This window comes from Streptomyces rhizoryzae (genome assembly GCF_023155275.1).
Classification (GTDB): domain Bacteria; phylum Actinomycetota; class Actinomycetes; order Streptomycetales; family Streptomycetaceae; genus Streptomyces; species Streptomyces rhizoryzae.
This window is the reverse complement of record NZ_JALMUV010000005.1, coordinates 137,131-160,401: the sequence shown is the minus strand read 5'-3', so window position 1 is coordinate 160,401 and position 23,271 is coordinate 137,131. Positions and strand designations below refer to the sequence as shown.

22 protein-coding genes are annotated in these 23,271 nt (G+C 75.0%); 8 read left to right on the top strand and 14 right to left on the bottom strand.

Translation table 11 applies throughout. From position 1 onward, the window contains the following. Window positions 1-19 precede the first annotated feature (19 nt). Window positions 20-904: an MBL fold metallo-hydrolase gene (locus tag MUU72_RS06730; protein WP_248012197.1), complete on the bottom strand. Its 885-nt coding sequence runs from the start codon at window positions 902-904 to the stop codon at window positions 20-22. 161 nt (window positions 905-1,065) lie between these two features. Here MUU72_RS06730 and MUU72_RS06725 point away from each other — a divergent pair, with 161 nt between their 5' ends. After that, window positions 1,066-1,521, top strand: coding sequence for a MarR family winged helix-turn-helix transcriptional regulator (locus MUU72_RS06725; RefSeq protein WP_248012196.1), 456 nt, complete (start codon window positions 1,066-1,068; stop codon window positions 1,519-1,521). Between the two features lie 216 nt (window positions 1,522-1,737). After that, the gene (locus MUU72_RS06720) at window positions 1,738-1,983 is read left to right on the top strand and encodes an Rv3202a family protein (protein WP_248012195.1); all 246 of its coding nucleotides are present in this window, start codon (window positions 1,738-1,740) and stop codon (window positions 1,981-1,983) included. A 59-nt stretch (window positions 1,984-2,042) separates the two neighbouring features. On the opposite strand, the gene MUU72_RS06715 is transcribed toward MUU72_RS06720, so the two are convergent. The 3 genes from MUU72_RS06715 to MUU72_RS06705 form a co-directional block, all read right to left on the bottom strand. After that, window positions 2,043-2,723, bottom strand: coding sequence for a DUF305 domain-containing protein (locus MUU72_RS06715; protein WP_248012194.1), 681 nt, complete (start codon window positions 2,721-2,723; stop codon window positions 2,043-2,045). 93 nt (window positions 2,724-2,816) lie between these two features. Beyond that, window positions 2,817-3,272 carry a DUF6153 family protein gene (locus MUU72_RS06710; protein ID WP_248012193.1) on the bottom strand — a complete coding sequence of 152 codons (456 nt, stop codon included), beginning with the start codon at window positions 3,270-3,272 and terminating at the stop codon, window positions 2,817-2,819. A gap of 167 nt (window positions 3,273-3,439) precedes the next feature. Further along, the gene (locus MUU72_RS06705; RefSeq protein WP_248012192.1) at window positions 3,440-5,755 is read right to left on the bottom strand and encodes a heavy metal translocating P-type ATPase; all 2,316 of its coding nucleotides are present in this window, start codon (window positions 5,753-5,755) and stop codon (window positions 3,440-3,442) included. Window positions 5,756-6,000: 245 nt separating this feature from the next. Between MUU72_RS06705 and MUU72_RS06700 the strand changes: the two genes are divergently transcribed. Then, window positions 6,001-6,942 carry a DUF8832 domain-containing protein gene (locus tag MUU72_RS06700; protein ID WP_248012191.1) on the top strand — a complete coding sequence of 314 codons (942 nt, stop codon included), beginning with the start codon at window positions 6,001-6,003 and terminating at the stop codon, window positions 6,940-6,942. A 143-nt stretch (window positions 6,943-7,085) separates the two neighbouring features. Continuing rightward, window positions 7,086-8,237 (top strand): Nickel transporter NicT, encoded by a 1,152-nt coding sequence (nicT, locus tag MUU72_RS06695; protein ID WP_248012190.1) that lies wholly within the window; start codon window positions 7,086-7,088, stop codon window positions 8,235-8,237. A 10-nt stretch (window positions 8,238-8,247) separates the two neighbouring features. On the opposite strand, the gene MUU72_RS06690 is transcribed toward nicT, so the two are convergent. Continuing rightward, the gene (locus MUU72_RS06690) at window positions 8,248-9,822 is read right to left on the bottom strand and encodes an APC family permease (protein WP_372503015.1); all 1,575 of its coding nucleotides are present in this window, start codon (window positions 9,820-9,822) and stop codon (window positions 8,248-8,250) included. Then, the gene (locus tag MUU72_RS06685) at window positions 9,810-11,279 is read right to left on the bottom strand and encodes an aldehyde dehydrogenase family protein (protein ID WP_248012188.1); all 1,470 of its coding nucleotides are present in this window, start codon (window positions 11,277-11,279) and stop codon (window positions 9,810-9,812) included. Before MUU72_RS06685 ends, MUU72_RS06690 begins: the two co-directional genes overlap by 13 nt. Window positions 11,280-11,495: 216 nt before the next feature. Between MUU72_RS06685 and MUU72_RS06680 the strand changes: the two genes are divergently transcribed. After that, on the top strand, window positions 11,496-11,930 hold the full coding sequence (locus MUU72_RS06680; protein ID WP_248012187.1) for a DUF6314 family protein: 435 nt from the start codon (window positions 11,496-11,498) through the stop codon (window positions 11,928-11,930). 23 nt (window positions 11,931-11,953) lie between these two features. On the opposite strand, the gene MUU72_RS06675 is transcribed toward MUU72_RS06680, so the two are convergent. Both MUU72_RS06675 and MUU72_RS06670 read right to left on the bottom strand, forming a co-directional pair. Next, the gene (locus tag MUU72_RS06675) at window positions 11,954-12,838 is read right to left on the bottom strand and encodes a class I SAM-dependent methyltransferase (RefSeq protein WP_248012186.1); all 885 of its coding nucleotides are present in this window, start codon (window positions 12,836-12,838) and stop codon (window positions 11,954-11,956) included. 9 nt (window positions 12,839-12,847) lie between these two features. Then, window positions 12,848-13,591 (bottom strand): ATP-binding cassette domain-containing protein, encoded by a 744-nt coding sequence (locus tag MUU72_RS06670; RefSeq protein ID WP_248012185.1) that lies wholly within the window; start codon window positions 13,589-13,591, stop codon window positions 12,848-12,850. Window positions 13,592-13,847: 256 nt separating this feature from the next. Between MUU72_RS06670 and MUU72_RS06665 the strand changes: the two genes are divergently transcribed. After that, window positions 13,848-14,666 carry an SAM-dependent methyltransferase gene (locus MUU72_RS06665; RefSeq protein ID WP_248012184.1) on the top strand — a complete coding sequence of 273 codons (819 nt, stop codon included), beginning with the start codon at window positions 13,848-13,850 and terminating at the stop codon, window positions 14,664-14,666. 35 nt (window positions 14,667-14,701) lie between these two features. Here MUU72_RS06665 and MUU72_RS06660 read toward each other — a convergent pair whose 3' ends face one another. Both MUU72_RS06660 and MUU72_RS06655 read right to left on the bottom strand, forming a co-directional pair. Further along, a complete protein-coding gene (locus MUU72_RS06660; protein WP_248012183.1) occupies window positions 14,702-15,610 on the bottom strand; it encodes a Sco1979 family transcriptional regulator in 909 nt (302 codons plus the stop codon). Window positions 15,611-15,733: 123 nt separating this feature from the next. Further along, window positions 15,734-15,967: a DUF397 domain-containing protein gene (locus tag MUU72_RS06655; protein WP_248012288.1), complete on the bottom strand. Its 234-nt coding sequence runs from the start codon at window positions 15,965-15,967 to the stop codon at window positions 15,734-15,736. 309 nt (window positions 15,968-16,276) lie between these two features. On the opposite strand from MUU72_RS06655, the gene MUU72_RS06650 reads away from it, so the two are divergent. Together MUU72_RS06650 and MUU72_RS06645 are read left to right on the top strand one after the other, a co-directional pair. Then, complete coding sequence (locus MUU72_RS06650) at window positions 16,277-16,714, top strand: ATP-binding protein (RefSeq protein WP_282503739.1); 438 nt, start codon at window positions 16,277-16,279, stop codon at window positions 16,712-16,714. A 36-nt stretch (window positions 16,715-16,750) separates the two neighbouring features. Continuing rightward, entirely contained in the window at window positions 16,751-17,656 is a 906-nt protein-coding gene (locus MUU72_RS06645) for a LysR family transcriptional regulator (protein ID WP_248012181.1), read from the top strand. Window positions 17,657-17,661: 5 nt separating this feature from the next. Here the strand turns inward: MUU72_RS06645 and MUU72_RS06640 are convergent, their stop codons facing one another. From MUU72_RS06640 to MUU72_RS06625, 4 genes are all read right to left on the bottom strand, one after another. Continuing rightward, window positions 17,662-18,027 carry a coenzyme f390 synthetase gene (locus MUU72_RS06640; protein ID WP_248012180.1) on the bottom strand — a complete coding sequence of 122 codons (366 nt, stop codon included), beginning with the start codon at window positions 18,025-18,027 and terminating at the stop codon, window positions 17,662-17,664. A gap of 81 nt (window positions 18,028-18,108) precedes the next feature. Further along, entirely contained in the window at window positions 18,109-19,122 is a 1,014-nt protein-coding gene (meaB, locus tag MUU72_RS06635) for a methylmalonyl Co-A mutase-associated GTPase MeaB (RefSeq protein ID WP_248012179.1), read from the bottom strand. Between the two features lie 11 nt (window positions 19,123-19,133). Continuing rightward, window positions 19,134-21,356: a methylmalonyl-CoA mutase gene (gene scpA / locus MUU72_RS06630; RefSeq protein WP_248012178.1), complete on the bottom strand. Its 2,223-nt coding sequence runs from the start codon at window positions 21,354-21,356 to the stop codon at window positions 19,134-19,136. Next, a complete protein-coding gene (locus MUU72_RS06625; RefSeq protein ID WP_248012177.1) occupies window positions 21,353-23,239 on the bottom strand; it encodes a methylmalonyl-CoA mutase subunit beta in 1,887 nt (628 codons plus the stop codon). The genes scpA and MUU72_RS06625 overlap by 4 nt, the downstream gene beginning before the upstream one ends. Window positions 23,240-23,271 lie beyond the last annotated feature (32 nt).

Here is a 23,271-nt window from a genome sequence, read left to right as displayed (position 1 = left end):
GCCGGGCCGCGCTGCCGGATCAGGCGTCCACGGCCTCCCACACCGGGCCCGCGCCGCCCGGCCGGACCCGGCCGAAGACCACGTCGGCGAAGTGGATGCCGAAGCCGAGGGTGTCCGGCTGCTGGAGCTCGGCGACCAGCCGCCGGCGGGACTGCACGGCGGCGGCGCGGTCGTGGTCGGGGGCGGCGTACCACTCCGGGTGGCCTATCTGGACGGGGGAGTGCAGGGCGTCGCCGAACGCGATCAGCCGCCGCCCGCCGGAGGAGAGGACGTAGGAGGCGTGCCCGGGGGTGTGGCCGGGGGAGTAGCGGATCCGGACGCCGGGGAAGATCTCGGCGCCGTCCGCCAGCGTCCGGACGTGCGGCTCCAGCACCGAGAGGACGTCGGGGCCGATGCCGTGCGCGGCGAGGTGGTCGCGGCCGCGCCACTCCGGCTCGGCGAGCAGGCAGGGGGCGTGCGCGAAGGCGGGGCGGTCGCCGCCGGGTGCCGGGTGGCGGACCCAGCCGAGGTGGTCGGCGTGCAGATGGGTGAGCGCCACCGCCTCGATGTCGGCCAGCCGGCGGCCGAGGGCGGCGAGATTCTCCAGCAGCGCGCCGCCCCGGAGGCCGCTGACCGGGCTGCCGGGCTCGGACGGCCGCTCCTCGGGTCCGACGCCGGCGTCGATCAGCAGGGCCCGCTCGCCGCGCTCCACCAGCAGCCCGCCGACGCCCGCGGTGAGATAGCCGTCGGCGTCCAGGTATTCCGGGTGCGCGGCCCAGTCCTCGTCGGTGGTGTCCGGGAGCCAGCCGCGTCCGGACAGCCGCGCCGCGCCGTCCGGGACGTAGGTCACCGTCAGCTCACCGAGTCGCAGGGAGCGCAGGGTGCCCGGGCGGCGCAGGCGGGTGGCGGGGGCGGTCGTGCTCATGGCGGTACCTCCTGGAGGGCGGACGGGCAGGACGGGGTGCCGCCGGGGCCGCGGTGCCCGGGGAACGGGCCGCGCCGCGGCGGCACCTCCACCATAAGCATCAAGCTTGAATCATTCAAGCTCGGATTATTTAGATTAGGTGCACTTGCTAGGATGGGGCCATGACGACGAACCCGGAGGCGCAGACCGCCGCGGAGCGCCAGCTGTGCGGACTGCTGAACGGGATGGCCCAGCGGATCGGCGACCACGTCCGCCGGGGCGCGGCCCGGCTCGGCCTGACCGCGCCGCAGGCCACCGCGCTGCGCGAGCTGACCGGGCCGATGACCATGCGGGAGCTGGCCGAGCGGATGAGCTGCGAGCCCTCCAACGCCACCTTCGTCGTCGACAAGCTGGAGAAGCAGGAGCTCATCGAGCGCCGGCCGCACCCCACCGACCGGCGCGCCAAGCAGCTGGTGCTGACGGAGCAGGGCGCCGCCCTGCGCGAGCGGCTGCTGGCGCTGCTCGGCGAGGAGTCCCCGCTCGCCGGCCTCACCGACGTCGAACGGGCCACGCTCCGCGGGCTCCTGGAGCGGGCGATGACCCACCCCCGGGAGGGCGAGCCGACCTCCCGCGCCTGACGGCCGGGCAGGCCCGCGGCCCGCGCCCGCCCGGCGCCACCGGACGCCGCGGCGGCCCCGGAGCGGCCCCGGAGCGGCCCCGGAGCGGCCGCGGGGCGGCCCCGGCGGCGGAACGGGTGAGCCGCGCAGGTGGCAGGGTTGCCGGGCGGCCGCGGGGGACAGGCGCAGGGGAGGGGCGCGGCCCGCGCCCCGTGACCCAGCAGCCAGGAGGCAGCCATGCCGGTGGAACCGACCGATCCCGCCCACCCGGACCACCTCGACGACCCCGACGACCTCGCCGGCGCCGAGGAGACCGCGGAGTTCGGGGTGGAGGCGCCGGAGGCGGACGCGGTGGAGCAGCGGGCCGCCCTCGCCCCGCGGCGCGACACGCCGCTCGCCGCCGACCTGCCGGAGCCGGCCGACGAGGCCGACCGGGCCGAGCAGGCGCGGGTGGTGGAGCTGGACGAGGACGACTACCGCTGAGCTGCCGGCCGCCGCGCCCGGCCCGTCCAGGACGCGGGCGCGGCGGCCGGGCCGGGGCGTCAGAGCCGGCCGAGGATCGCCTTCATCTGCGTGATCTCGGCGGCCTGGTTGCGGATGACGTCGTCGGCGAGCTTCCGGGCCGCGGGGTTCTTGCCCTGCCGCTGCTCCTTCTTCGCCATGTCGATCGCGCCCTGGTGGTGGTCGATCATCATCGACGCGAACTTCCGGTCGAAGTCCCGGCCCTTGGCGGCGGCGAGCTGCTTCATGTCCGCGTCGGACATCATGCCGGACATCCCGGAGCCGTGGCCGGACCCGCCGTGGTCCATGGCGCCCGAACCGTGGTCCATCCCCGGCATCGAGCCGGCGGCCTGCGGCTTGCCCCAGGCGGTGAGCCAGGACCGCATCCGCCGGATCTCCGGGTCCTGGGCCTGCTCGATGGCCCCGGCGAGCGTCTTGACCTCGGGGTCCGCGGCGCGGCCGTCGGCGAGCTTCGCCATCTCCAGCGCCTGCTGGTGGTGCGGGATCATCATCTGCGCGAACGTCACGTCCGCGTCGGCGACGGGCCCGGGGGCAGGGTTGGCCGCCGGGGAGCCGGCCGTGGCCGAGGGTGAGGCGCTCGCCGCCTTCCCCTGGTCCGTGCCGCCGCTGCCGCAGGCGGCCAGGAGCAGGGCCGCGGTGGCGGCGAGACCGGTGAGGGCGAGCCGGCGGGCAGGCCGGCGGGTGCGCTGATGCGCGGTCATGGGATACCTCGTGCTGTCGATGTGTCGGGATACGCGGAAAAGGGGGAACGCGGGGTGTGCGGGCAGCGCGGAGCGCCCGCGGTGGCGTTCGGCCTATATCCGCAGAACCGACAACCGGGCGAGGTCCGGTGGCCGCGGCGGGGGATTCGGGCGCAGCACGAGCGCGCCCGCGCGCAGGAGCACGAGCCAGTCGGCCCGCCGGCGCACCACCAGGCGCAGCAGGCAGGCCAGCACCCAGGCGCCCAGCACGGCCACGCACAGCGAGGTCATGTCCATCCCCGCCCCGGGCGAGTGGGACGACGGCCCGCTGCCGTGGTGCGCGGTGGGCCGGTCCGGGGCGGGGTCGGAGCCGTGGTGCGCGGTCGTACCCGCGGCAGCGGCCGCCGCCGGGGTGCCGTGGGCGGCGGGCCCCATGGCCGGGCCGGCCATCTCCCGGGGGCCGCTGGGGTGGCCGAGGGTGTGCATCGCGAAGACGCCCAGCGCGAGGACGGCGATCAGCAGCAGGTGCCCCCAGGCACCGGCCGCCCGGATCCGCCGGTTCGCACGCATGGTCTCGACCTCCTCCCGGACCGAGGGTAGGGCAGGCGCCCACCGGGCCGCGCCCCGGCCCCCACCGCCGGACGCGCCGCCGCGCGCCGCCCGCGCCCCGGCGCCCTCCGTACCGGCGGGGTACGGAGGGCGCGGGGCGGGGCCGCCCGGGGCGGCGGGGCGCGGGATCAGGCGTCCGCCGCCCGGAAGCCGCGCAGCCGCAGGCTGTTGCCGACCACGAAGACCGAGGAGAAGGCCATCGCCGCCCCCGCGATCATCGGGTTGAGCAGCCCGGTGGCGGCCAGCGGCAGCGCCGCGACGTTGTAGGCGAACGCCCAGAAGAGGTTGGACTTGATGGTGCCCAGGGTGCGCCGGGAGAGCCGGATGGCGTCGGCCGCCGCCCGCAGGTCGCCGCGGACCAGGGTGAGGTCGCCGGCCTCGATGGCGGCGTCGGTGCCGGTGCCCATGGCCAGTCCCAGGTCGGCCTGGGCCAGCGCGGCCGCGTCGTTGACGCCGTCGCCGACCATCGCCACCGAACGGCCCTCCGCCTGGAGGCGCTTGACCACGTCCACCTTGTCCTGCGGGAGCACCTCGGCGATCACCTGGTCCGCGTCGATGCCGACCTCGGCCGCCACCGAGCGGGCCACCGCCGCGTTGTCACCGGTCAGCAGGACCGGCGTCAGCCCCAGCCGGCGCAGCCGCCGGATCGCCTCCGGGCTGCTCTCCTTGACCGCGTCGGCGACCTCCAGGACCGCCCGGGCCGCGCCGTCCCAGGCCACCGCGATCGCGGTCCGCCCGGCCGCCTCGGCCTCCGCCTTGGCCCGCGCCAGCTCCTCCGGGAGCGCGATCGCCCACTCGGCGAGCAGCCGCTCCCGGCCGACCAGCACCGCGTGCCCGCCGACGACGCCCTGGACGCCCAGACCCGCGACGTTGGCGAAGTCCTCCGGCGTGGGCAGGGTGCCCACCTCGGCGCGCGCGCCCGCCGCCACGGCCTGCGCGATCGGGTGCTCCGAGCTGTGCTCCAACGCGCCCGCCAGCCGCAGGACTTCGGTCCGGTCGGTGCCCGCCGCGGTGTGCGTGGCCAGCAGGGTCATCCGCCCGGTGGTGACGGTGCCGGTCTTGTCCAGGACGATGGTGTCGACCTTGCGGGTGGTCTCCAGGACCTCCGGGCCCTTGATGAGGATGCCGAGCTGGGCGCCGCGGCCGGTGCCGACCATCAGTGCGGTGGGCGTGGCCAGTCCGAGCGCGCACGGGCAGGCGATGATCAGTACGGCGACCGCGGCGGTGAAGGCGGCGGTCAGCCCGGCGCCGCTGCCGAGCCAGAAGCCGAGGGTGGCCAGCGCCAGCCCGATGACGACCGGGACGAAGACCGCGGAGATCCGGTCGGCGAGCCGCTGGGCGGCGGCCTTGCCGTTCTGCGCGTCCTCGACCAGCCTGGCCATCCGGGCCAGCTGGGTGTCCGCGCCGACCCGGGTGGCCTCGACGACCAGGCGGCCGCCGACGTTGAGGGTGGCGCCGGTGACGCCGTCGCCGGCCGCGACCTCCACCGGCACCGACTCGCCGGTCAGCATCGAGGCGTCCACCGCGGAGGAGCCCTCCACCACCGTGCCGTCGGTGGCGATCTTCTCGCCCGGCCGGACCAGGAAGCGGTCCCCGACGCTCAACTGCCCGACCGGGACGGTCTCCTCGCGTCCGCCGCGCAGGACGGTGACGTCCTTGGCGCCCAGCTCCATCAGCGCCTTCAGGGCCGCGCCGGCCTTGCGCTTGGACCGCGCCTCGAAGTACCGGCCGGCGAGGAGGAAGGCGGTGACGCCGGCCGCGGCCTCCAGGTAGATGTTGCCCGCGCCGTCGCTGCGGGCGATGGTCAGCTCGAACGCGTGGGTCATCCCCGGCGTGCCGGCCGTACCGAAGAACAGCGCCCACAGCGACCACAGGAACGCGGCCGAGGTGCCGACCGAGATCAGGGTGTCCATGGTGGCCGCGCCGTGCCGGGCGTTGGTCCAGGCGGCGCGGTGGAACGGCCACGCCGCGTAGGTGACCACCGGTGCGGTCAGGGTCAGCGACAGCCACTGCCAGTACGTGAACTGGAGCGCCGGCACCATCGCCAGGGCGATCACCGGGACGGCCAGCGCCACCGCGGTGAGCAGCCGCTGCCGCAGCGGGCGCAGCGGGTCGGCGGCGTCCTGCCCGCCGGTCCCGCCGTCCGCGCCGGGCTCTGCCGCGGGCCCCCCGGCCGGGGCGGCCGGCGCCGGCTCCTGGGCGGTGTAACCGGTGGCCTCGACGGTGGCGATCAGATCGCCGACCGGGATGTCCTCGCGGAAGGTGACCTTGGCCTTCTCGGTGGCGTAGTTGACGGTGGCGGTGACCCCGTCCATGCGGTTGAGCTTCTTCTCGATCCGGGCGGCACAGGAGGCGCAGGTCATACCGCCGATGGCGAGCTCGACCTCGGCGGCGCCGGGAGTGGTGGTGCGGCCGCCGGTGGCGGGGGCGGGGCGGGACGCCATGGGTTCCTCCGGTGGGGGTGTACGGGCCGCGGGTGCGGGCCGGTGGACGGGTGCGGCGCTGTCGGGCGGATACCCCTGGGGGGTATTGCTCGGGCGACTCCATGTATACCCCCCGCCCGTATCGAGCGCAAGGGGCCCCGGCGGCTTGATCGGGTACCCCCGGGGGGTATGGTGTGGGCGAGTTGATCGGCCGGGTGCGCCGGCGGTGTTCCGCCGCTCGCGCCCCGTTGAGGAGGGATTGCGCCATGCACACCGGACTGAAAGCCGGCATCTTCGCCGTCGCGCTCGCCGCGACCTTCGGCACCGCCTACGGCGTGGGCGCGGCGGTGGGGCCCGCGGCCGCCCCGGCCCCCGCCGCGCACGCCGGCCACGCCCCCGGGCCGAACGGCCGGGCAGCCGCCCCGGAAACGCCCGGCGGGCTCCAGGTCTCACAGGGCGGCTACACCCTGGACCTGAAGACCCCGGCCGTCACCGCCGGCACCCCCGCCGAGCTGCGGTTCGCGGTCCGCGACGACCGCACCGGCCGCCCGGTCACCGCCTACCGCCCCGAGCACGGCAAGGAGCTGCACCTCATCGTGGCGTCCCGGGACCTGGCGGTCTTCCGCCACCTGCACCCGCGGCGGGCCGCCGACGGCACCTGGTCGGTCCCGGCCGACCTGCCCGCGGCCGGCGGCTACCGGGTCTTCGCCGACTTCACCCCCGAGGGCGCGGAGGACGGCCTGACGCTCGGCGCCGACCTGGCGGTCACCGGCGCGTACCGGCCGGCCGGACTGCCCGCACCCGCCGCCACCGCCGAGACCGACGGCTACCGCGTCACCCTCGACGGCGCCCTCCGTCCCGGCGCGCCCAGTGCCCTGACGCTGCGCGTGACCAAGGACGGCAAGCCGGTCACCGATCTCCAGCCCTACCTCGGCGCGTACGGGCACCTGGTCGCGCTGCGCTCCGGCGACCTGGCCTACCTGCACGTCCACCCCGGTGGCGCGGCGGGCGACGGCCGGAGGTCGGCCGGTCCCGCGGTGTCCTTCACCGCCATCGCGCCGAGCGTCGGGACCTACCGCCTCTTCCTGGACTTCCGGCACCAGGGGGCGGTCCACACCGCCGCCTTCACCGTCCGCACGGCCGGCGCCGCCCCCGCGGACGGCCCCCGGGAGGGCGCGGACGGGGCGGCGGACGGCCACCACCACTGACCGCCTCGCCGGCCCCGCCACACGCCTGACCAGCAGGGAAAGGCTTTACTGCACATTGGTTGCAACAAAAACCTACCGGCAGGAAGGTAGATGGGGTGTCCCGGCGCCGGCCGGGGCGGAACGGAAAGAAAGCAGTGCCACCCATGCCTACCTCCCCCTCCCCGGCCCTGGCCGGCCAGGCCCCGCCGTCGCGCCGGCAGCGGATCGCGCGGTCGATGACCCGCGCCGAGTGGGGGCGGATGGCCGGTATGGCCGGGTTCATTCTCGCGCTCCACGTCATCGGCTGGTTCACCCTGGTGGCGATCGTGGCCCCCGAGCACTACAGCCTGGGCACCAAGAGCTTCGGCATCGGCATCGGGGTGACCGCCTACACCCTCGGCATGCGGCACGCCTTCGACGCCGACCACATCGCCGCCATCGACAACACCACCCGGAAGCTGATGCACGAGGGCCGGCGGCCGCTGTCGGTCGGCTTCTGGTTCTCGCTGGGGCACTCCAGCGTCGTCTTCGGCCTGGCGTTCCTGCTCTCCCTCGGCGTCAAGGCGCTGGCCGGACCGCTCAAGGACGACAACTCCCGGCTGCACGCCGTCACCGGCCTGATCGGCACCACCGTCTCCGGCGTCTTCCTCTACGTCATCGCCGGCATCAACCTCGTCATCCTGGCCGGCATCTGGGGCGTCTTCCGGCGGATGCGGGCCGGCGACTTCGACGAGGCCGCGCTGGAGGAGCAGCTCAACAACCGCGGCCTGATGAACCGCCTGCTGGGCCGCGTCATGAAGTCGATCACCAAGCCCTGGCAGATGTACCCGCTCGGCCTGCTCTTCGGCCTCGGCTTCGACACCGCCACCGAGGTCGCGCTGCTCGTCCTGGCCGGCTCCGGCGCCGCCTCCGGGCTGCCCTGGTACGCCATCCTCTGCCTGCCGGTGCTGTTCGCCGCCGGGATGAGCCTGCTGGACACCATCGACGGCTCGTTCATGAACTTCGCCTACGGCTGGGCCTTCTCCAAGCCGGTCCGCAAGGTCTACTACAACCTCACCATCACCGCCCTGTCGGTCGCCGTCGCCCTGATCATCGGCACCGTGGAGCTGCTCGGCCTGCTCGCCGACAAGCTCGGCCTGCACGGCGCCTTCTGGGACTGGATCGGCGGGCTCGACCTCAACCTGGTCGGCTTCCTCATCGTCGGCCTGTTCTTCCTCACCTGGGTCGTCGCCCTGGTGGTGTGGAAGGCCGCCCGCATCGAGGAGAAGTGGAGCGCGCACGTCCGCCCGGCGGCGGGGGACCCGGCCGCCGACTGACCGGCGGCGCTCAGGGGGCCGGTGCGGCCTCGTCGGCGCCGCCGTCCGCGGCGTGCGCGGCCAGCACCCCGGTGCGGTGCCGCTGGACGCACCAGTAGTAGGCGAAACCGCCCAGCCCCACCACGCCGATGAACAGGAAGGCACCCCAGCGCAGGTACCAGTGCTGGGGGCCGGTGGCGTTGTAGACCGCGGCCCGCGGCCAGGCGAGGTTGACGGACATCGCCAGGCCCCACAGCACCGCCAGGACGTTCACCGGCAGCCCGAACCGGCCCAGCGAGAAGGTGCCGCGCCCCGGCGGCGGCCAGGCGCCGCGCAGCCGCTGCACCAGCATCGGCAGCGTCACCATCAGGTACGCCAGGTAGATCATGATGATCGCGATACTGGTGATCACCGAGAAGATCTGCGGCTGGTCGACGTTGAGCAGCAGGATCGCGATCCCCACCAGCCCGATGACCACCGCCGGCAGCACCGGCGTCTGGAACCGCGGACTGACCTTGGCCAGCCGGGCCGACGCCGGCAGGTTGGTGTCCCGCGCCATCGCGAACGCCAGCCGGATCGCCGCGGTGTGCACCGCCAGCTCGCACACCGTGATCGCGATGACCACGCACCACAGCACCGCCTGCCCGACCGCCGGCCCCAGCGTCGCCAGCACCACGTACTGGAGACCGTCCACCGACAGCCGCGCGTCGTGCAGGTCGGGCACGGCCATCAGCGCGAACAGCAGGATCAGCCCGCCGATCAGGAACGACGCGAACAGCGCCCGCAGGATCGCCCGCGGCGCGTTGCGCGCCGGATCCTTGGACTCCTCGCCCAGCGACGAGGCGGTGTCGAAGCCGTACATCACGTACGCCGAGGCCAGCGACGCGGTCAGGAACGCGCCGAGGTACCCCAGGCTCTCCCCGCGGCCCCGCCCGAACGTCTCGGTCACCGCGGACGGGCCGCGGGTCAGGTGCGCGGCCAGCAGCAGGATCAGCACCACCGCCGCGATCAGCTCGATGGCCACACCCGCGGAGTTGATCCGCGCCATCAGCTTCACCCCGAAGGCGTTGACCAGCGTGGTGAAGGTGATCAGTACGGTGCCCAGCAGCACCGCATTGGCCGCCGCGTCGGTCTTCCCGGTGCCGTCCCCGATGACCTGGAACCACGACGAGATCTGCGGCAGCGTCACCTGGTAGGCCAGCGCCACCGCGGCCAGCGACACCATCGAGGCGGTCAGCATCATCCAGCCGCCGAGCCAGCCCACGTGCGGACCGCCCAGCTTCTTCGCCCAGTTGTAGACCGACCCGGCCACCGGATAGCGGGCGGCCAGCTCGCAGAAGCACAGCGCCACCATCAGCTGGCCGCCGAAGACCATCGGCCAGGACCACCAGTACGCCGGACCGCCGTGGCTCACCCCGAAGTAGAACAGCTGGAAGGTGCCGGTGAGGATGGAGATGTAGCTGATGCCGGCGGCGAAGGTGTGGAAGTTGCCCAGGGTGCGCTTGAGTTCCGGTTTGTACCCGAGCTCGGCCAGCGCCCCGTCGTCGTGCCCGGCGCCGTCCGCCGCGTCCCCGCCCGGCGCGCCCGGACCGGTCACTCGAACCACCTCTGCGGCCGCGGCGCGGTGTTCCGCCACACGTGCTTGGCCTCCTGGTACTCCGCCAGTCCGGCCGGCCCCAGCTCCCGGCCGACCCCGGACTGCTTCATCCCGCCCCACTCGGCCTGCGGGACGTAGGGGTGGAAGTCGTTGATCCACACCGTGCCGGCCCGCAGCCGGGCCGCCACCCGGTGCGCGCGCCCGGCGTCCTGGGTCCACACCGCCCCCGCCAGCCCGTACACCGTGTCGTTCGCCAGCGACACCGCCTCCTCCTCGGTGCGGAACCGCTCCACCGTCAGCACCGGACCGAACGACTCGTCGCGCACGACCGACATGTCGGGGGTGCACTCGTCCAGCACCGTCGGCAGGTAGTAGAAGCCGTCGGCCAGCTCCGGATCGTCCGGCGGCGCGCCGCCGCAGCGCAGCACCGCGCCCTCCGCCAGCCCGGCCGCCACGTACGCCGCGACCTTCGCCCGGTGCTCCGCGGAGATCAGCGGACCGGTCCGGGCCTGCTCGTCGAACGGGCCGCCGAGCCGGATCCGCCGCGCCCGGTCGACCAGTTCCGTCACGAAGCGGTCGTGCAGCCCGTCCTCCACCAGCAGCCGGGCACCGGCCGAGCACACCTGCCCGGAGTGCAGGAACACCGCCGTCAGGGCGTGGTCCACCGCGGTGTCGAAGTCCGCGTCGGCGAAGACGATGTTGGGGTTCTTACCGCCCAGCTCCAGGGCGATCTTCTTCACTGTGGGCGCCGCCGCGGCCATGATGCGCCGCCCGGTGGCCAGCCCGCCGGTGAAGGACACCATGTCCACCCGCGGGTCCTCGGTCAGTGGCGCGCCCACCAGTGGGCCGGTGCCCAGTACGAGGTTGGCCGCCCCGTCCGGCACGCCGGCCTCCGCCAGCAGCCGCATCAGGTGGATCGCGGTGTGCGGGGTCAGTTCGCTGGGCTTGAGGACGAAGGTGTTGCCCGCGGCCAGCGCCGGGGCGACCTTCCAGGCGGTCTGGAGCAGCGGGTAGTTCCACGGCGTGATCAGCGCGCACACGCCGACCGGCTCGTGCCGCACGGTGCTGTCCACCTCGGCGGGCCCGGCGTCCACCACCCGGTCGCCACCGCCGGCCGCGCCGAGGTTGCCGAAGTACCGGAAGCAGCCCGCGATGTCGTCCATGTCGTAGCCGCTCTCCACCAGGCGCTTGCCGGTGTCCAGCGACTCGGCCCGGGCCAGCGCGTCCCGGTCCCGCTCCAGCAGCTCGGCCACCCGCAGCACCACCCGGCCCCGCTCGGCGGCCGGGGTGCGCGGCCACGGTCCGTCGTCGAACGCCAGCCGGGCGGCGGTGACCGCCGCCGCGGCGTCCTTGGGTCCGGCCTCGTCGACGGTCGCGACCAGCGTGCCGTCCGCCGGGCAGCGGATCTCCCGCACCTGCCCGTCGGCCGCTGCGGTCCACTGACCGCCGATGAACAGCTCCGGCATGGGTGAGCCTTTCGGTCTCGCGGTCCGGTCAGGGGCGGGATCCGGCGGCCGGACCGCACGGGCGGCCGGCCGCGGCGGTCCCGGTCGGTGGTGACGCCGGTACCGAGCGTAGGACGGCCGCACCCGGACCGCACGGTGCGCGGCCGCGCCGCGGCCGGGCCGCACCCCCGGTGGGGCCGATGGGGTGACCGCCCGCCGCTGCCCGACAATGGGGGTATGTACGCCGTCCCCGACACCGCCGCCTACCTCACCGGCCGCTGGGAGCTCGAACGCACCGTCCACGATCTGCGGGCCGGGGTCGAGGGCAGCTTCCGCGGCACCGCCGAGATCCGCCCGGACGGCCCCGACGGGACCCTGTGCCACGTCGAGGAGGGCGAGCTGACCTGGCAGGGCACCGTCCACCCGGCGACCCGCACGCTCCGGCTGCACCCCCGCCCCGACGGCACCGCCGCGGTCACCTTCGCCGACGGCCGCCCCTTCCACGACCTCGACCTGCGCACCGGCAGCTGGACCGCCCACCACCCGTGCGCCGCCGACCACTACGAGGGCACCTTCACCGCCGTCGGCGCGGACCGCTGGCTCCTCCGGTGGCGGGTCACCGGCCCGGCCAAGGACCAGCTGCTGCGCTCGGTCTACCGCCGGGTCCGCTGACCCCGCGACCGCCCGGCGCACCGCTACTCCTTGACCGCCTTCAGCGCGTACAGCATCGGCAGGATCGGCTCCGTGCCGGGCAGCCGCCACCAGCCGCTGCCGTCCGGCACCATCGACGCGAACCGCGGCCACGGCAGCACCTCGGTCTCCCGCAGCGTCCGCACCGCGAGCCCCGCCCCGACCACCGCGGTGACCACCTCGCCGATGCCGTGCCGCCACTCGTAGCTCGTCGTGGCGCCGGCCAGCGGCGGCCCGTCGGTGTACGTCGTCGGGGTGTCGCTGCGCAGCGCGCCCCGGCCCGCCAGGTAGTCGTGCCGGAGCAGCAGCGGCGGGGCGTCGGGGTCGGCGGGCGGGGTCGGGCCGAGCGCGTTGAGCAGCGGGTGGAACTCCACCAGGTAGAACGTGCCGCCCGGGCGCAGCAGAGCGGCGACGGTGCGGGCCCAGGCGGCCAGGTCGGGCAGGTAGCACACCGCGCCCTTGCCGGTGTAGACCACGTCGAACCGGCGGTCGCCGAGCGCCTGGCGGGCGCGGTAGACGTCGGAGCGGACGAACTCCACGTCCCGGCCGGTGCGTTCGGCAAGGCGCCGGGCCTGCGCCACCGCCTCGGCGGAGAAGTCCAGGCCCACCGCCCGCGCGCCCCGGTCCGCGAACGCCGCGGTCTCGGTGCCCAGATGGCACTGGAGGTGCAGCACGTCGCGGCCCGCCAGCTCCCCGAGGTCCGCCCACTCGAACGGCGCGAACCAGTCCTCGGCGTGCCGTGACCCGTCCAGGCCGTAGAACGCGCTGGCCGCGTGCACCGGCGTCCGGGCATCCCAGTTGGCCTCGTTGGCGCGCACCATCTCCGCGGTGTCCGGAAGCCCGGACCCGGGCGGCGCCTGCCCGGTGGACTCGCTCTGCTCTGTGGTCATGCCCCTCTTCTACCGGCCCGCACCACGCCCGCACCAGGCCGCCGCCCCGGGCCGCCCGGTACCGGCCACCGGCCCGGCGGCGGTCACCCGGCCCCCGGCGAGCACCACCCGCCGGCCCGCCCGCCGGGCCAGCTCCGCGTCGCCGGTGGCCAGCACGCAGGTCAGCCGCCGCTCGCCGCACACCCGGGTCAGCAGCGCGGTGAAGTCCGCCCGCTCGCCCGGCGGGAGGCCGGCGGTCGGCCGGTCGGCCAGCAGCACGGTGGGCCGGGTGACCAGGGCCCTGGCCAGCGCCGTGCGCCGCCGCGCGGACGCGGCCAGCCGCCCGTACGGCAGCTCGCCCGCCTCCGCCAGCCCGACCTCGGCCAGCGCCTGCCCGGCCAGCTCCCGGCGGTCGGCGGGCCGCAGCCCCAGCGGGACCAGCGCACCGGCCACCCACTCCCGCGCCGTCGGCCCGGCGGCCGGCCCCGCGGCGGAGTCGTCCGCGCCGCCGAGCAGGCCGATCGCGTCACCGCGCAGCCGGCCGAGCCGGGACGCGGTGAGCGTGGCCAGATCCGTGCCGTCCAGCAGCACCCGGCCCCGGGTCGGGCGCTCCAGCCCGCCGAGGATCCGCAGCAGCGTCGAGCTGCCCGCGCCGGGGCGCCCCTGGACGGCGAGCACGGTGCCGTCCGGGACGTAGAGGTCGATGCCGTCCAGGACCCGCACCAGGCCGCCGCCGCGCCGGTAGTGCTTCGTCACGCCGGTCAGGTGGTACACGCGCTCTCTCCTCCGGGCCGCCCGCCGCGGCCCCGACGGCACCGTAGGAACCCCGGGTGACCGGACGGTGAGCGGACGGTGAGAGCCGGATGAGAACGCCCCGCAGCGCCGCCCCGCACCGGGCCCGCACGGCACCCGCGCCGGACCCGCGCCCGCCACCGCCGGCCCCCGACTGCCGCCCCCGCCAGGGCAGTTGGCCGCCGGGCCCGGTGGACGTACGGTTACCGGCACCGCAATCCGACGGGAAGAGTGGGGAATGAGCCAAGAACTCCGGCCGCTGTCCGGCGCCGTGGACGTGAGCATCCCGAGCGTGGCCCGGATGTACGACTACTACCTCGGAGGCAAGGACAACTACGCGGTCGACCGCGCGGCCTGCGAGGAGCTGAGCAAGGTCGTGCCCAGTACGCAGGTGCTGGCGCTGAACAACCGGCGCTTCCTGCGGCGGGTGGTCCGCTGGCTGGCCCGGGAGCGCGGCATCCGGCAGTTCCTCGACCACGGCTCCGGCCTGCCGACCCAGGACAACGTCCACCAGGTCGCCCAGCAGGTCGATCCCGGCTCCCGGGTGGTCTACATCGACAACGACCCGATCGTGCTGGCCCACGGCCGGGCGCTGCTGGAGGAGGACGACCGCACCGCGGTCATCCAGGCCGACATGCGGGACACCGACGGCATCTTCGGCAGCCCCGAGGTGCGCCGGCTGATCGACCTCGGCGAACCGGTCGCCGCGCTGTTCGTCTCGGTGCTGCACTGCATCCCGGACGCCGACGACCCGGCCGGACTGGTCCGCCGGGTCGCCGAACGGCTCGCGCCGGGAAGCTTCCTGGTGGTGTGTCAGCTCGTCAGCGAGGACGCCGCGACCCGGGACTTCGTCACCGAGTTCATGCGCGTCAGCACCCAGGGGCAGTGGGGCCGGGTGCGGCAGCAGCACGAACTCCGGGCGTTCCTGGACGGGTTGGAGATCGAGGAACCGGGGCTGGTGGAGGTCTCGACCTGGCGGCCGGACCCGGCCGATGCCGGCCCCCGGCAGCTGACCCAGGAGTGGATCGAGTACGGGGGAGTGGCCCGCAAGCCGTAGCGGGCGGGCGGCGGCGCGCGGTCCGCCGGTCCGGCTCAGCCCACCTGCGCCAGCAGCCGCTCCAGGAGTGCCAGCGACTCCCGCGGCGACTCGGCCTGGGCGCTGAGCCGGTCCATCACCGCCAGGTAGTGGTCGACGTCGTCGCGCTTGTCCAGATAGAGCGCGCTGGTCAGCTGCTCCAGATAGACGATGTCGGGCAGGTCCGGCTCCAGGAAGCGCAGGATGGTGACCGGTCCGCCCGCCGCGGCGAGCCCGCCGAGCGCGAACGGCGCGATCTGGAGGGTGACGGTCGGCAGCCGCGCCATCGCCAGCAGGTGGCGCAGCTGACCGGCCATCACCTCCGGCCCGCCGAGCGGCCGCCGCAGGCACGCCTCGTCGAGGATGGCCCACAGCCGGGGCGCGTCCGGCAGGGTCAGCAGCCGCTGCCGCTCCAGCCGCAGCGCGACCCGCTGCTCGGTCTCCTCGGGTGTGGCGCCCGGGTGGCCCAGCAGCGACACCGCCCGGGCGTACTCCGCGGTCTGCAACAGCCCCGGCACGAACTGCACTTCATAGGTGCGGATCACCGATGCGGCCGACTCCAGGCCGAGGTGGGTCTCGAACCAGCTGGGGAGCACATCGCCGTACTGGTGCCACCAGCCGGGCGTACCGGTGCGGCGGGCCAGGGCGAGGAAGGTGTCCCGGGCGGGGGCGTCGGTGACGCCGTAGAGCGTCAGCAGATCGGCGACATCGCGTTCCTTGCAGCTCACCCGCCCCAGCTCCAGGCGGCTGATCTTGGCGTGCGAGGCGCGGATGGCGTCCCCGGCGGCCTCGCGGGTGATCCCGGCGGCCTCCCGGAGCCGGCGCAGCTGGGTGCCCAGCACGATGCGCAGCACGGTGGGGCCGCCGCGCGGCTGGTCGAGATAGCGGCGCAGGGACGGTTCGCTGCTCGGCTGCGCGGCGCTCATACGGAACTCCCCTGGATGGTCGGGCGAACGCCCAGTGTCCCATCGCCCCCTCCAGGGGCACAGCTGCGCCGACTATCCGGCCGACATATGACGCCGTAATTCCTTGCCGGAAGGGGCAGTTGGTCAGTCGCGGGCGAACAGATCGTCGAATTCGCCGTCCCTGGCGCCTTCGAGGAAGGCGGCCATCGCGGCGCGCGGATAGAGCAGAGCCGGGCCCGCGGGGTGCCGCGAATTGCGCACCGCGACCTCGCCGTCCGGAAGAACTGCCAGCTCAACGCAGTTACCGCTGGGGTTACTGCGACCGCTCTTGCGCCACACCGCGCCCTCCAGGGCGTCGGCCGGCATGCCGTTGGTCATCGTCTCGCTCACCACTGCTCCTTCGTTGCGGGGGTGTGCTCGGGACCGTTACGGGCCGCGATCAGCTTGGCGTGATCCCGACCCTGGGGGCCCGTCCGTGCCGATGTAATTGCAGATGCACTTGCAGCGTCGGACGGCCGACGAGGATATTAGCCCTCCGGGGCGGCCCCGCCCAGACCGTCCCCGACGCGCCCACCCCGTATGCCCCTTCGCGGAGACGTGATGACCACACACCCGGCACAGTCCGAGCACGACACCCTCCGGAACGGGAGGCCGCCGGCCCCCGGCACCGGCCGGGACACGTGGTGGATGCCGGGACCCGACGGCTTCGCCGCCTGCGCCCTCAGCGGCTCGGCCCGCACCGTCGCCGAGGCCCGCCGCTTCACCCGCACCACCCTCGAAGGCTGGCGGATGTGCCCCGGCCTCGCCGACAACGCCGTACTGATCGTCTCCGAACTGGTCACCAACGCCCTCCGGCACGGCACCGCCGCCCCCGCGGAGACCGCCGGCCCCGCGGCGGACGACCGCTTCTGCCATGCCTGGCTGGCCCTGACCAGGCAGGGCCGCGGGGTACTGTGCGCGGTCTCCGACGGCGGCACCCGCGCACCCGTGCTCCGCCCGGCCGGCGAACTGGCCGAGTCCGGCCGCGGACTCCAGCTCGTCAACCGCCTCAGCGACTCCTGGGGCTGGACCCCGCCCGACCGCTCGGGCAAGACGGTGTGGGCTACGGTGATGGCGCGCGGCTGACCGGCCGCGGAGCCGACCGCCGGGGGACGGGAGCCGATGGACCTGCTGTCGCTGCGCTACTTCCGCGCGGTCGCCCGCCGGGAGCACATCAGCCGGGCCGCCGAGGAGCTCCGCGTCGCCCAGCCCTCGGTGAGCCGCACCCTCGCCCGCCTGGAAGCCGAACTGGGCGTACCGCTCTTCGACCGGCAGGGCCGCACCATCCGGCTCAACCGCTACGGCGCCGCGTTCCTGCGCCGCGTCGAGCGGGCGCTGGACGAACTCGACGTCGGGCGGCGGGAGTTGGCCGACGCGGCCGGACCGGACCGGGGCAGCCTCGCGCTCGCCGCCGAGACCCTGCTGCCGCTCGCCGGCCTGCTCGGCGACTACCGCACCGCGCACCCCGGCGTCGCCGTCCGGCTCCACCAGTCCACCCCCGCGGCCATGCTCGACCAGCTCCGGGCGCGCGAGGTGGACTACTGCGTCGCCTCCCAGCCGCTGACCGCGCCCGGACTCGACACCGTCCGGCTGCGCCGTGAGGAGGTGCAGCTCGTCGTCCCGGCCGGCCACCGGCTGGCCGGCCGGGACCGGGTCACGGTCGCCGACCTGCGCACCGAACCGTTCATCACCACCCGCACCGGGCACTGGCAACGCGACCTGCTGGAGCGGCTGTTCGCGCCCACCGGGCAGCGGCCGGTGGTCTGCTGCGAGGGCGACGAACCCGGCGTCACCCTGCACCTCATCCGGGCCGGCATCGGGGTCGGCCTGGCCCCCGCCGCCGCCCGCGACGTCACCGCCGGCGAACCGGTCGCCTGGGTGCCGATCGACGCCCCCGGCTGCCACCGCACCCTCAGCCTGGTGCGGCGCGCCGACAGCTACCTCTCCCCGGCCGCCGCGCGCTTCCGGGACCTGGCCGTGGCGCACTTCGCGGCAGCCGGCGGCCCGGCCCCGGACCCGCGCGGCTGAGCCCGTCAGGAACCGCCGCGCAGCACGTACCCGTCGCGGACCGCGGCCGGATCGGCGAACGGGCCGCCGCCGTGGGCGTGCACCGCGATCGCCAGCTCGTTGGCCGCCGGGCCCTGCTCCGGATGCGGTGCGAAGTCCCGCTGGCGCGCGTCGAGTTGACGCTGCACACCGCGCTGGCAGAACGCCGCCAGCCGGTCCGCCTCCACCGGCGACAGCGCCACCCCCGGTCGCAGCTGGACGTGGACCACCGGCCGGGCCTCCAGCTCCCCGTCCGCGTCCAGCGTCAGGCAGAAGCCCTCGATCAGGTCGGCCAGCGGATTGCCCGCGAAGAGCCCGCGCGCCACGTCCTGCGGATAGCTGTCAGCCCCCATGATGGCTCCCGGCTTCCGGTCGGTGGATCGGTCACCGACATTGTCCGGGCCGCGCCCCGGGGGCGGCATGAGTCGCGCTACTCAGCTCCGCGGCTGAGTACCGGACCCGTCCTCCGTGCCGAACGCCGCCAGCAGCCGCTCGGCCGCCAGCGTCGCGGTGATCTCGCCCGCCCGGACCGCCCGCTCGACCTCCGGGCCCAGCCGGCGGACCTCCGGATGCTCCTGGAGGCGGTCCATCAGCCGCTCCCGGACCATCGACCACGTCCAGTCGACCTGCTGGGCGCGCCGCCGCTCGGCCAGCGCACCGCTGGACTCCAGCAGTGCCCGGTGCTGCTCGACCCGCTCCCACACCGCCTTCAGCCCGGTGCCCTCCCGCGCACTGCACGTCAGCACCGGCGGCGTCCACGCCGCCTCGGGCGGCCTCAACAGGCGCAGCGCACCGGACAGTTCGCGCGCCGCCGACCGGGCGTCCGGCTCGTGCGGCCCGTCGGCCTTGTTGACCGACACCAGGTCCGCCAGCTCCAGGACCCCCTTCTTGATGCCCTGGAGCTGGTCGCCGGTCCGGGCCAGCGCCAGCAGCAGGAACGTGTCGACCATGCCCGCGACGGTGGTCTCCGACTGGCCGACGCCGACCGTCTCCACCAGCACCACGTCGTACCCCGCCGCCTCCATCACCACGATCGACTCCCGGGTCGCCCGCGCCACCCCGCCCAGCGTCCCCGACGTGGGGGAGGGGCGGACGAACGCCGCCGGGTCGGTGGCCAGCCGCTCCATCCGGGTCTTGTCGCCCAGGATGGAGCCGCCGGTCCGGCTCGACGACGGATCGACGGCCAGCACCGCCACCCGGTGCCCCAGCCCCGTCAGCAGCGAGCCCAGCGCGTCGATGAACGTCGACTTGCCGACCCCCGGCACACCGCTGATCCCCACCCGCCGGGCCGCACCGGAGTGCGGCAGCAGCCGCACCAGCAACTCCTGGGCCGCCGCCCGGTGATCGGCGCGGGTGGACTCGACCAGGGTGACCGCCCGGGCGATCCAGGCGCGGGAACCGGCCCGCACCCCCTCGGCGTACCGGTCGACATCGATCGTCGCAGGCATGGCCCTCCGCCCTACAGTTCGTGGCCCAGGGCCGCCGCCAGCTCCCGCACCAGGTCGTGCGCCGCCTCCGGGATGACCGTGCCGGGCAGGAACACCGCGGCCGCGCCCATCTCCCGCAGCGGCTGGACGTCCTGCGGCGGGATCACCCCGCCGACCACGATGGTGATGTCGTCCCGGTCCTCCGCCGCCAGCGCGTCCCGCAGCGCCGGTACCAGCGTCAGGTGCCCGGCCGCCAGCGACGAGACGCCCACGATGTGCACGTCCGCCTCGACCGCCTGGCGGGCCACCTCGGCCGGGGTCTGGAACAGCGGGCCGACGTCCACGTCGAAGCCCAGGTCGGCGAAGGCCGTGGCGATCACCTTCTGGCCGCGGTCGTGGCCGTCCTGGCCCATCTTGGCCACCAGGATGCGCGGCCGGCGCCCCTCGGCCCGCTCGAACGCGGCCACCAGCTCCCGGGTGCGCTCGACCCCCGACGCGGGGCCCGCTTCGTCTCGGTACACACCCGAGATGGTACGGATCTGCCCCGAGTGGCGTCCGTAGACCTCCTCCAGGGCGTCCGAGATCTCCCCGACCGTCGCCATCGCCCGGGCCGCGTCCACCGCCAGCGCCAGCAGATTGCCCTCGAGGCCCGGGCCCGGCGCGGCCTTCGCCGCCTCGGTCAGCGCCCGCAGCGCCGCCCGGCAGGCGTCCTCGTCGCGCTCCGCGCGCAGCCGCTTGAGCTTCTCGATCTGCTGGGCCCGCACCGCGGAGTTGTCGACCTTGAGGACCTCGATCTCCTCGTCCGTCGCCACCCGGTACTTGTTGACGCCGATCAGCGCCTGCCGCCCGGAGTCGATGCGCGCCTGCGTCCGCGCCGCGGCCTCCTCGACCCGCAGCTTCGGGATGCCCGCGTCGATCGCCTTGGCCATCCCGCCGGCCGCCTCCACCTCCTCGATGTGCGCCCACGCCCGCCGCGCCAAGTCGTGCGTCAGGCGCTCCACGTACGCACTGCCGCCCCACGGGTCGATCACCCGGCAGGTGCCCGACTCCTGCTGGAGGAACAGCTGGGTGTTGCGGGCGATCCGCGCCGAGAAGTCGGTGGGCAACGCCAGCGCCTCGTCCAGCGCGTTGGTGTGCAGCGACTGGGTGTGGCCCTGGGTCGCCGCCATCGCCTCCACACACGTGCGGGTGACGTTGTTGAACACGTCCTGCGCGGTCAGCGACCAGCCCGAGGTCTGCGAATGGGTGCGCAGCGACAGCGACTTGGGGTTCTTCGGGTCGAACTTCTGCACCAGCCGGGCCCACAGCAGCCGCGCCGCCCGCAGCTTGGCGATCTCCATGAAGAAGTTCATGCCGATCGCCCAGAAGAACGACAGCCGCGGCGCGAACGCGTCCACGTCCATCCCGGCCGCGATCCCCGCCCGCAGGTACTCCACCCCGTCCGCCAGGGTGTACGCCAGCTCCAGGTCGGCCGTCGCCCCGGCCTCCTGGATGTGGTAGCCGGAGATCGAGATGGAGTTGTACCGCGGCATCTTCTGCGAGGTGTACGCGAAGATGTCGGAGATGATCCGCATCGAGGGCTGCGGCGGATAGATGTAGGTGTTGCGGACCATGAACTCCTTGAGGATGTCGTTCTGAATGGTCCCCGCGAGCTTCTCGGGCGGTACGCCCTGCTCCTCCGCCGCCACGATGTACAGCGCGAGGACGGGCAGCACCGCGCCGTTCATCGTCATCGACACCGTCATCCGGTCCAGCGGGATGCCCTCGAAGAGCTGCCGCATGTCGTAGATCGAGTCGATCGCCACGCCCGCCATGCCGACGTCGCCGGTCACCCGCGGGTGGTCGCTGTCGTAGCCCCGGTGCGTGGGCAGGTCGAAGGCGACCGACAGGCCCTTCTGACCGGCGGCCAGATTGCGCCGGTAGAACGCGTTGGACTCCTCCGCGGTGGAGAAGCCCGCGTACTGTCGCACGGTCCACGGCTGGTTGACGTACATCGTCGGGTACGGGCCGCGCAGGTACGGCGCGATGCCCGGGTACGTGCCCAGGAAGTCCAGGCCGTCGAGATCGGCCGCGGTGTACAGCGGCTTGACGTCGATGCCCTCCGGCGTCTCCCAGGTCAGGTCCGCGACGCTCTTGCCGGTCGCCTGCTGGACCGCCTCCGCCCAGCGGCCGCCGCCGTCCGCGCCGGACGCCTCACCCAGCTCCACCGTGCTGAAGTCCGGAACGGCGCCGGACCGCGGTGCCCCTTGACTCATGCCGCCACCTCCGTGACATCCAGGGCCGAGGACAGCACCCCGACCGCGTCGCAGCCCGCGAACACGAACGTGTCCACCCCGGCCGCCACCAGTTCCTCCCGGCCCTCGGCCGGCCTGCCCGCCAGATACACCCGCACCGCGCCCGCCGCCTTCAGCGCCGCGGCGACCTCCGCCGCCTGCTCGGCGTACACCGCGTCGGCCGCGCACAGGCAGGCGATCCGCGCGCCGGTGGCCGCGAACGCCGCGGCCGCCGACTGCGCCGTCACCGGCTCCGGCACCGTCTCGATCCCGCCCGCCTGGAAGAGGTTGGCGGCGAACGCCACCCGCGCGGTGTGCGCCGCGACCGGCCCCAGCGCGGCCAGGAACACCTTCGGCCGCGCCCCGGCCGCCGCCAGCTGCGCGTCGGAACGGGCCCGCAGCGCCTCGAACGCGTCGTCCCGGCGCACCCGCGGCAGCCCCCCGCCGGCCGGTGCCGGGGCCGGCTCGCGCTCCAGCGGCGCCTGGGCCAGCTGCGGGAACTCACTGACGCCGGTGATCGGTTCCCGCCGGTGCGCCAGCTCCGCGCCGCGCCGCCGCCAGGTCCGCGCCAGCCGCTCGCCGATCATCCCGGACCGCAGCGCGGCCGCCTGGCCGCCCGCCGCCTCGATCTCCTGGAAGAACGCCCAGCCCGCCCGCGCCAGTTCCGCGGTCAGCGACTCGACGTACCAGGAGCCGCCCGCCGGGTCGATGACCTTCGCCAGGTGCGACTCCTCCAGCAGCACCGACTGGGTGTTGCGCGCGATCCGGCGGGCGAACGCGTCCGGCAGGCCCAGCGCCGCGTCGAACGGCAGCACCGTCACCGCGTCCGCCCCGCCCAGCCCCGCCGACAGCGCCGCCACCGTGGTCCGCAGCATGTTCACCCACGGGTCCCGGCGGGCCATCATCACCGAGGAGGTCACCGCGTGCTGTACCTGCCCGGCCGCGGCCGGCGACGCCCCGCAGACCTCCGCGACCCGTGCCCACAGCCGCCGGGCCGCGCGCAGCTTGGCGATGGTCAGGAACTGGTCGGCGGTCGCGGCGTAGCGGAACTCCAGCTGCCGGCAGGCCGCGTCGATGCCCAGCCCCCGCCCGTCCGCGGTCAGCTCCCGCAGGTACGCCACCGCGGTGGCCAGCGACGCGCCCAGCTCCTCGGCCGGCGACCCGCCCGCCTCGTGGTACGGCAGCGCGTCCACCACCACCGTCCGGATCCGCGGCGCCTGCTGTGCGACCCGGCCGGCCAGCCGGGCGGCCGCCGCCAGCCCGTCGGCCAGGTGGCGGTCGTCACCGGTGCGGGCCAACACCCCCAGCGGATCGGCGCCCAGCACCCCGGCGGCCTCGGACAGCGCCACCCCGGACTCGCCGTACAGCCGCAGCAACTCCTCGGCCGCCGCCGGGAATTCCGCGCCCGCGTCCAGCACCACGGGCGCCAGGTCCAGATAGACCCCGCGCAGCGCCTCGGCCAGCCCGGACACCGGCACCCCGCCGGCGCCGACGACCGGCCACACGGAGGTGACGCCGTTCTCCAGGTCGGCCAGCAGGGCCTCGTTGACCCGGCGCGGATCGGTGCCCTGGTGGCGCTGGCGGACGTCCCACCCGGACACGGCCGTGCCTTCGGGCCGGGACGCCCGTACGAACGGCGGGAATCCGGGCGGGCCCGGCAGGGGTGGCGCGTCCTGCGCGGTATAGAGCGGACGGACGCGGATGCCGTCCTCCAGGTCGGTGGCGAGCGCCTCCTCGGCGGCGTCACCCGCGGCCTCGGACGCGCCCGATTTGCGCAGCACGCCTGCCACGAGGCGCTGCCACTGCTCGCGGTCGGCCGCCGGAAAGGCGGCGGCCAGGGGGAGTTCGGGGGACTCGGCGGTCATGGCAGCAGGCTAGGCGAACGACCGTTAGCCGG